Source organism: Bacillus sp. FSL R5-0576, assembly GCF_038004765.1.
GTDB classification, from domain to species: Bacteria; Bacillota; Bacilli; order Bacillales; family Bacillaceae; genus Bacillus; species Bacillus subtilis.
In genome coordinates this window covers 4,056,345-4,063,934 of sequence record NZ_JBBORU010000001.1, presented here as the reverse complement: position 1 = coordinate 4,063,934, position 7,590 = coordinate 4,056,345, and the positions used below count along the sequence as shown (strand labels likewise).

Here is a 7,590-nt window from a genome sequence, read left to right as displayed (position 1 = left end):
TTGTTCACTTCGTTCAAGCGACTTTATTATTATAACTCGTTGACCCAGTGAAGTCAATAACTTTTTTTAAGTTATTTTTTCGTTATCGCCTTGTTTAGCGGCAACGAATAATAATATACCACCTAGTAAATAATAGTGCAATAGTTTTTTTGAAGAAATACTAAGGAATTTAAAAAGAGCGGCATCCTTTCTATATGGAGAATACCGCTCTTCTTTATTAGCGTTGTCTCATTTGCGGGAATAACAGCACATCGCGAATAGAAGGGGCATTCGTCAGCAGCATAACCAGACGGTCGATACCGATGCCTAAACCTCCTGTTGGCGGCATACCGTATTCCAGAGCTTCAACAAAGTCTTCATCCATTAGATGAGCTTCATCATTACCGGCTTCACGCTCTTTTAATTGCGCTTCAAAGCGTTCTCTTTGATCAATAGGATCATTCAGCTCTGTAAACGCGTTGGCATGTTCACGGCCAACGATAAACAGCTCAAAACGGTCTGTAAAACGCGGGTCCTCAGGGTTTTTCTTAGCAAGAGGAGAAATTTCTACAGGATGCCCGTAAATAAACGTTGGCTGAATAAGCGTTTCTTCAATTTTTTGTTCGAAGAATTCGTTGATGATATGGCCTACTGTCATAGAGTCTTTAATTTCTACTTCATGTTCTTTTGCATATTCACGCGCCTGCTCAACAGTAACCTCTTCCCAGAAATCAACGCCAGTCGCTTCTTTGACTGCGTCAACCATATGGATTCTTTTCCACTCCGGTTTAAGGTCGATTTGCTCTTCCCCGTATTGAATCGTAGTTGTGCCAAGCACTTCTTGGGCGATATGAGCGACAAGGTTTTCAGTTAAGCTCATGATATCTTTATAGTCCGCATATGCTTCATATAACTCAATCATTGTAAATTCAGGGTTATGGCGTGTAGAGACTCCTTCGTTACGGAAAACACGGCCGATTTCATATACTTTTTCTAAACCGCCGACAATTAGACGTTTTAGGTGCAGTTCGATAGCAATACGCATATAGAGTGGAATGTCTAACGCGTTGTGGTGAGTGATAAACGGACGTGCAGAAGCTCCCCCAGGAATGCTGTGCATTGTAGGTGTTTCTACTTCTAAGTATCCATGATCATCAAGGTATCTTCTCATAGCTTGAATGATCTTGCTTCGTGTAATGAACGTATGTTTGCTGTCTGGGTTTACGATAAGATCCAGGTAGCGCTGACGGTAGCGCTGCTCAACGTCTTTTAAACCATGGTATTTGTCAGGAAGCGGACGAAGCGCTTTTGTCAGCAATTCAAAGGAAGTTGCTTTAACAGACAATTCGCCTACATTTGTTTTGAAGACTTTTCCGGTTACGCCGATAAGATCACCGAGGTCAGAAGACTTGAAGATTTCATATTGGTCGTCACCGACACTGTCTTTTCTTACGTAGATTTGGATTTGGCCTTCTAAATCCTGAAGATGGGCAAAGCCGGCTTTTCCTTTGCCGCGTTTTGTCATCATGCGGCCTGCGATTGTAACTTCAATCGCTTTTTCTTCTAACTCTTCTTTGGTTAGATCTTGATATGCCGAAATAACTTCTTGAGACTGATGAGTTCTTTCAAAACGTGCGCCGAATGGATCGATGCCGTTATCTCTCAGCTGATTCATTTTATCGCGTCTGACTTGCAGCTGATCATTCAATTCTTCATGGTTATGCTCTTCTTGACTCATTGTTATCACTCCATTACAGATATTGTTTCATGAAAAAAGCAGAAAAACTGCCAGCGTAAAACTAGCAGTGAGCAGCAAATAGAGGTGAGTATTATCCTACTTTTGCATTTTGAAGCTCTTTTGCCTCAACTTCAACCGTAAACGCATCTAAAAGCTGTACAAACTCTTCTCTCGTCTCGCAATGATTGATTTCATTACGAACGTTCGCATTGCCTTTCACGCCTTTCAGATACCATGCAGCATGCTTTCTCATTTCTCTTACCGCTACGTTTTCACCTTTTAAGTCAATCAGGCGGTCAAGATGCAGTTTGCATACGGCCATTTTTTCGCGTACTTGCGGCTCTTCTTTTAATTCACCTGTTTCAAGATACTGAACCGTACGGTAAATCATCCACGGATTGCCCAATGCAGCGCGTCCGATCATGACCCCGTCTACTCCTGTCTCATCGAGCATACGCTTAGCATCCTGCGGTGTCTTAACATCGCCGTTTCCGATAACCGGAATCGATACTGATTGTTTTACTTCTTTGATGATATCCCAGTTTGCCGTTCCTTCGTACATCTGCACTCTCGTACGGCCGTGAAGCGCAACTGCTTTACCGCCCGCACGTTCTACAGCCTGTGCATTTTTCACTGCGAAAATGTGGTCTTCATCCCAACCCATTCTCATTTTCACTGTAACTGGCTTATTAACAGCATCCACTACTGCAGAAACCATTTCGTAAATCTTATCAGGATCGAGAAGCCATTTGGCTCCCGCATCGCATTTTGTAATCTTCGGCACGGGACATCCCATGTTAATGTCAATGATATCAGCAGTTGTGTTTTGGTCTACAAACTTCGCCGCTTCCACAAGGGTTTCCTTTTTTCCTCCGAAAATTTGAAGGCTGAGTGGTTTCTCACGTTCATCGATATAAAGCATACCCATTGTTCTTGCATTGTTGTAAAGGATCGCTTTGTCACTGACCATTTCAGCGCATACCAATCCGGCTCCGAATTCCTTTACAGTCAATCTGAACGCAGAGTTGCAGACACCAGCCATAGGTGCGAGCACAACCCGGTTTTTCAATTGAATATCTCCGATTTTGAACAATTTTTCTCCTCCTTTCATTTGTTCTATTTTTCTGGCGGCGCCAATTCGTCCGCACTTATATTTAAAACATCTGCTGCATCTTGAATGATGGCAGCTGACGGCAATCGGTTTCCGCGTTCAATTTCGCCGAGAATAGAAACTGATATACCTAATGCTTTTGCAAATCCTTCTTGAGTATAACCTTTCAGCTTTCTGAATGCACGAATTCGTCTACCCCAGATTTCTGCTTCCATACTCTTACACCTTCTTGGTCTGTTTCGGCGCTTGTAGCCTCTTTTTCAACCTGCTGGCAAATTTCCGCAAGCGGCGCAAGGACAAACAAACGCTCATACATTCTCGGATGCGGAACAATTAGTTGCTCTGTTTCAATATTTTCACGATTAAATAACAAAATGTCAAGGTCTGCCGTCCGCGGCCCCCATCTTACTTCCCTTGTTCTGCCTAATTCATTTTCTATCTGCTGCGTCAGTTCAAGGAGTTCAAAAGGGTTCAATGATGTCTTGATTTCAACAGCCATATTCAAAAATTGAGCTTGATCTTCGTATCCGACCGGGTCAGTTTCGTAAATAGACGACACTTTAGTGACTGTCACCGCAGCATGCTGATGCAGTGAAGCCACTGCTTGCCTTAAATACGTTTCTCTATCTCCAATATTAGATCCAAGTGCAATATAAGCTATGTTGTTCATGACTTTTTTCTCGTAATTTCAATTGCTACTGATTTATAGTGTCCGGGAATTGGCGGGTCTGGCTTAATCACTTTTACCGTACATTGCTGAACAGGCTGAAATTTTTCGAGAACAGTGCCAGCAATACGTTCTGCCAGCGTTTCCACCAATTTTACAGGCTCCCCTTCCACGATATCTTTACATACGTGATAGAGTTCAGCATAGTTGATCGTTTGCTCAAGGTCGTCTGTTTGTCCAGCTTTGCTTAAATCCAGCTCAGCGGTTAAATCGACTTTAAACCGCTGGCCAAGTTTGTTTTCTTCTTTGAACACACCGTGATATCCGTAAAACTCCATACCTTCTACATAAACTTTATCCATGGTGCACCCCTCCCTTATTCAGCATCGCGTCCATCATTTTCGCCATTCTGGCAATTTGTTTTACATCATGGACCCTGACAATGTCACAGCCTTTTTGAATGCCGAGACACACAGTCGCGCCTGTGCCCTCAGCCCGCTCCTCAGGCGGAAGATCCAGAACACGTCCGATGAATCTTTTTCGGGAGGTTGCCAGAAGAACCGGATATCCCAGCCCGCTGAAAATCTCTAGTTTGTTCATCACTGCCAAGTTATCGTGATAGGTTTTCGCGAAACCGATACCGGGATCAAGAATAATGTTCTTCTCGTCTACTCCGGCCTCAACAGCAATTTTTACACTCTCCATTAAGTCCGTCAGCATATCCGGCAATAAGTCATTGTAGTTTCTTTCAGGGCGGTTATGCATGAGAACAATTGGAACATTATGTTCAGCTGCAACGGAAGCCATCTTCGGATCATGTTTGGCTCCCCAAATATCATTGATAATGGATGCGCCGGCTTTCACTGCTTCATCTGCGACAGAAGCCTTGTACGTATCTACAGAAATAGGAACACCAAGCTCTTTCGTAATCCGCTCAATCACCGGAATGACTCTGGACATCTCCTCATCCTCAGATACGCACTCAGCGCCAGGCCTTGTCGATTCCCCTCCGATATCAATGATATGGGCACCATCATCGATCATCTCTTTCGCGTGCAGCAGCGCCTTGTCCAAGCTGTCATATTTTCCACCGTCCGAGAAAGAGTCAGGCGTTACGTTTAAAATTCCCATCACCAGCGTCTTCTCTTTATATGATAAAGCGCTGGGCTTAGTGTGGATTACTTGTGTTTGATCTATTGTGTGCTGCGCCATGCTCTTCCTCCCTTTTCATACATCATGTTCTTTATTTCTTTTTTGTATAACAATTGAAGAGCGGAGGTTGCTTCTCCGCTTTGGCTTCCATAGTTTACTTCTTCTATTTTAGTAAACGGGATGATTTCAAGAACCGAGTTCGTCATCCACGCTTCGTCAGCTGTCAAGAGAGCTTCTAGCTCATATCGGCCCGTTTTGAGCTCCAGGCCGATATCCTTTGCATTTTCTATGATAAAACGTCTCGTGACGCCGTCCAGAATACCAGTATCAAGCGATGGCGTATAGATACAACGACCTTTTCTCCAAAAGACATTAGATATGATACCCTCTGCAACAGCTCCATCCTCCGTTAAGAAAATTCCCTCGACACGCGGATCATTTCCAATTTCCCGTTTCGCATACATATTATTTAGATAATGATGAGATTTTAACCGGAACGATCCCTCTGGAGTGTTTCTCCGTATCGATAAAACCTTTCCTTCTTTTTGCAAAGGAAGGCTTTCTGGTTTCAGCTGATTCACAAAGCATAAAACGGTCGGCTTATCGTACGTCTGGGCGACAAAGCCTTTATCGCTGATCCCCGCTGATATGTTCAGTCTGACGCGGGCATTGCCATCCTTGATATCATTTAGCTTAAGCAGCTTGTCCAGTATCTCAAGGATCTCATGCTTTGAAACAGTATATTCGATTTGCAGATCCTTAAGCGCGCGTTCAAGCCTTTCTATATGCCAATCAAGCAAAAACGGGCAGCCTTCGTAGAGCCTGAAGGTTTCGAAAACACCGATCCCATATAAAAACCCATGGTCAAAAGGAGAAAGAACTGCATCTTTCTCCTCCATATACCGGCCGTTCACATATATCATCACGCAATAACTTCCTTGCGATATGTCTCAATAAAATTTCTGAGCATTTCTTTCCCAAAGGAGGTCATAATAGACTCTGGGTGAAATTGCACGCCCTCTATCGGGAGGTCATTGTGGCGAATAGCCATGATTTCTCCTTCTTTCGTTTGTGCTGTTACTGTAAAACAGTTTGGCAGCGTCTCAGGTTTTACGATCAGCGAGTGGTATCGCGTCGCAACAAGGGGGTTTTTCAACCCTTCAAAAATGGTTTTGCCGTCATGCTCGATATCCGAGGTTTTCCCGTGCATAAGCCGTTCTGCCCTAACAACATCACCACCGAACACTTGTGCGATGGACTGATGTCCGAGACATACACCGAAAATAGGAATTTTCCCTGCGAAATGTTTAATTGCTTCGAGGCTGATTCCCGCCTCATCAGGGCTGCACGGTCCGGGAGATATCATCAGAAAGTCCGGAGACAGTTCTTCAATTTCTTCGATTGTGATGCTGTCATTGCGTTTCACAACCAGCTCTTCCCCAAGCTCGCCCAAATACTGTACCAAGTTGTACGTGAATGAATCGTAGTTATCAATCATTAAAATCATTTCTCCGCTCACCTCATCTAATTTTTGTCTCTTCTTTGCTCAGCTCTAATGCTCTTTGCATCGCAAAAGCTTTTTTGAATGATTCCTTGTATTCGTGCTTCGGAACAGAATCAATCACAACTCCTGCGCCGGACTGCATAAATGCCTGCCCTCCGGTTGCATAAATGGTTCGAATGACGATATTAAACTGCAGATCGTGATTATATCCAAACCATCCTATAGATCCAGTATAAAGCCCTCGGCGTGTCGGCTCAAGTTCTTCTATAATTTCCATCGTTCTTACTTTCGGTGCACCAGTAATGGTTCCTCCGGGAAACACAGCATGAATAATATCTACAGCATCATACCCATCCTGCAGTTCACCTTGGACATTAGACACAATGTGCATCACATGCGAGTATTTTTCAATTGCCATGAATTCATTTACGCGCACAGACCCGTAACGTGATACTCTTCCCAGATCATTTCGCTCAAGATCAACCAGCATGACATGTTCCGCGCGTTCTTTTTCATTGTGTATCAATTCGTTTGCAAGCGCCTCGTCTTCTTCATTTGTTTTCCCTCTGGAACGGGTGCCCGCAATCGGTCTTGTCTCTAATAGCTTGCCCTTTTTGCTGACAAGCAGTTCAGGCGATCCGCAAATGATTTGGAAATCAGGTGTTTCTAAATACGCCATATAAGGAGAAGGATTTACTTCTCTCAAGGTTTTGTAAATTTGATATGGGTGGGCAGACAGTGACTGTGACTGCCTTATTGATAGATTGACTTGAAACACATCTCCGCTGGCAATGTATTGTTTGATTTTCTCTACAGCTTGTGAGAACCCATCCTCGGTAAATGGCGCCGCGAAAGAACCATCTGTTTCAGGGTTCATCTCTCGCGAAGAGACAGCGGGAAGCTCAGTCAGCCACATCTGCTCTAACTCAGATAGCTTCACATCCGCTGTTTCCTGATCAGAACCATTAACATGAGTAATCAGCCATAGAGACTCTTCTTGATGGTCATAAACTGCTATATCATCAAAAACAAGAAAATAAATATCTGGTGTTTCTAGATCATCTAATGAGAGCATTTTAAAATTTTCAATGTACCGTGCGTAATCATAGCTGAGAAACCCGATTGCCCCGCCTTGAAAGTCAGGGAACTCATGATTCGTTTCTGTTTCCAGTGTTTTAAACCAGCTGTGGAAGGCCCGTAATGGATCACCTTCTTTAAACAGCATCTCATCACCATGCTTAATTGTAGTTATTCCGTCTTTTCCTTTCACAGTCGCAATTGGATCAAGACCGGCTATACTATATCTGCCGCCTCTTGCACTTTCGAGAAGTACATGATGTTTCCGGGATTGCGCAAGTTTCTCAAATTGTTGTAAGAATGAGTCTTTTTGAAAAGGTATTTTTTTGCCTGCCGGTCTGCGTTGTGCCATTTGTATCATT

At 43.6% G+C, this 7,590-nt stretch carries 9 protein-coding genes; all 9 read right to left on the bottom strand.

Features of this window, described 5'->3' with window-relative positions:
• Positions 1-217 precede the first annotated feature (217 nt).
• Complete coding sequence (lysS, locus tag NX903_RS20900; RefSeq protein WP_003242743.1) at positions 218-1,717, bottom strand: lysine--tRNA ligase; 1,500 nt, start codon at positions 1,715-1,717, stop codon at positions 218-220.
• A 91-nt stretch (positions 1,718-1,808) separates the two neighbouring features.
• The gene (dusB, locus tag NX903_RS20895; RefSeq protein WP_014475588.1) at positions 1,809-2,810 is read right to left on the bottom strand and encodes a tRNA dihydrouridine synthase DusB; all 1,002 of its coding nucleotides are present in this window, start codon (positions 2,808-2,810) and stop codon (positions 1,809-1,811) included.
• A 23-nt stretch (positions 2,811-2,833) separates the two neighbouring features.
• Positions 2,834-3,043 carry a helix-turn-helix domain-containing protein gene (locus tag NX903_RS20890; RefSeq protein WP_003226678.1) on the bottom strand — a complete coding sequence of 70 codons (210 nt, stop codon included), beginning with the start codon at positions 3,041-3,043 and terminating at the stop codon, positions 2,834-2,836.
• A complete protein-coding gene (folK, locus tag NX903_RS20885; RefSeq protein ID WP_003226679.1) occupies positions 2,995-3,498 on the bottom strand; it encodes a 2-amino-4-hydroxy-6-hydroxymethyldihydropteridine diphosphokinase in 504 nt (167 codons plus the stop codon). Before folK ends, NX903_RS20890 begins: the two co-directional genes overlap by 49 nt.
• Positions 3,495-3,857 carry a dihydroneopterin aldolase gene (gene folB / locus NX903_RS20880; RefSeq protein ID WP_014478613.1) on the bottom strand — a complete coding sequence of 121 codons (363 nt, stop codon included), beginning with the start codon at positions 3,855-3,857 and terminating at the stop codon, positions 3,495-3,497. Before folB ends, folK begins: the two co-directional genes overlap by 4 nt.
• Positions 3,850-4,707 (bottom strand): dihydropteroate synthase, encoded by an 858-nt coding sequence (gene folP, locus NX903_RS20875; RefSeq protein WP_024571695.1) that lies wholly within the window; start codon positions 4,705-4,707, stop codon positions 3,850-3,852. Before folP ends, folB begins: the two co-directional genes overlap by 8 nt.
• Positions 4,689-5,570 carry an aminodeoxychorismate lyase gene (pabC, locus tag NX903_RS20870; RefSeq protein WP_042975667.1) on the bottom strand — a complete coding sequence of 294 codons (882 nt, stop codon included), beginning with the start codon at positions 5,568-5,570 and terminating at the stop codon, positions 4,689-4,691. Before pabC ends, folP begins: the two co-directional genes overlap by 19 nt.
• The gene (gene pabA / locus NX903_RS20865) at positions 5,570-6,154 is read right to left on the bottom strand and encodes an aminodeoxychorismate/anthranilate synthase component II (RefSeq protein WP_015715111.1); all 585 of its coding nucleotides are present in this window, start codon (positions 6,152-6,154) and stop codon (positions 5,570-5,572) included. The genes pabC and pabA overlap by 1 nt, the downstream gene beginning before the upstream one ends.
• Positions 6,155-6,167: 13 nt before the next feature.
• Positions 6,168-7,580 carry an anthranilate synthase component I family protein gene (locus NX903_RS20860; RefSeq protein ID WP_044052656.1) on the bottom strand — a complete coding sequence of 471 codons (1,413 nt, stop codon included), beginning with the start codon at positions 7,578-7,580 and terminating at the stop codon, positions 6,168-6,170.
• Positions 7,581-7,590 lie beyond the last annotated feature (10 nt).

Bases quoted from the DNA above. Each gene is read 5' to 3' on its own strand.
- NX903_RS20890 (WP_003226678.1), bottom strand. From the start codon at position 3,043: ATGGAAGCAGAAATCTGGGGTAGACGAATTCGTGCATTCAGAAAGCTG.
- folB (WP_014478613.1), bottom strand. From the start codon at position 3,857: ATGGATAAAGTTTATGTAGAAGGTATGGAGTTTTACGGATATCACGGT.
- folK (WP_003226679.1), bottom strand. From the start codon at position 3,498: ATGAACAACATAGCTTATATTGCACTTGGATCTAATATTGGAGATAGA.
- folP (WP_024571695.1), bottom strand. From the start codon at position 4,707: ATGGCGCAGCACACAATAGATCAAACACAAGTAATCCACACTAAGCCC.
- pabC (WP_042975667.1), bottom strand. From the start codon at position 5,570: ATGATATATGTGAACGGCCGGTATATGGAGGAGAAAGATGCAGTTCTT.
- lysS (WP_003242743.1), bottom strand. From the start codon at position 1,717: ATGAGTCAAGAAGAGCATAACCATGAAGAATTGAATGATCAGCTGCAA.
- pabA (WP_015715111.1), bottom strand. From the start codon at position 6,154: ATGATTTTAATGATTGATAACTACGATTCATTCACGTACAACTTGGTA.
- NX903_RS20860 (WP_044052656.1), bottom strand. From the start codon at position 7,580: ATGGCACAACGCAGACCGGCAGGCAAAAAAATACCTTTTCAAAAAGAC.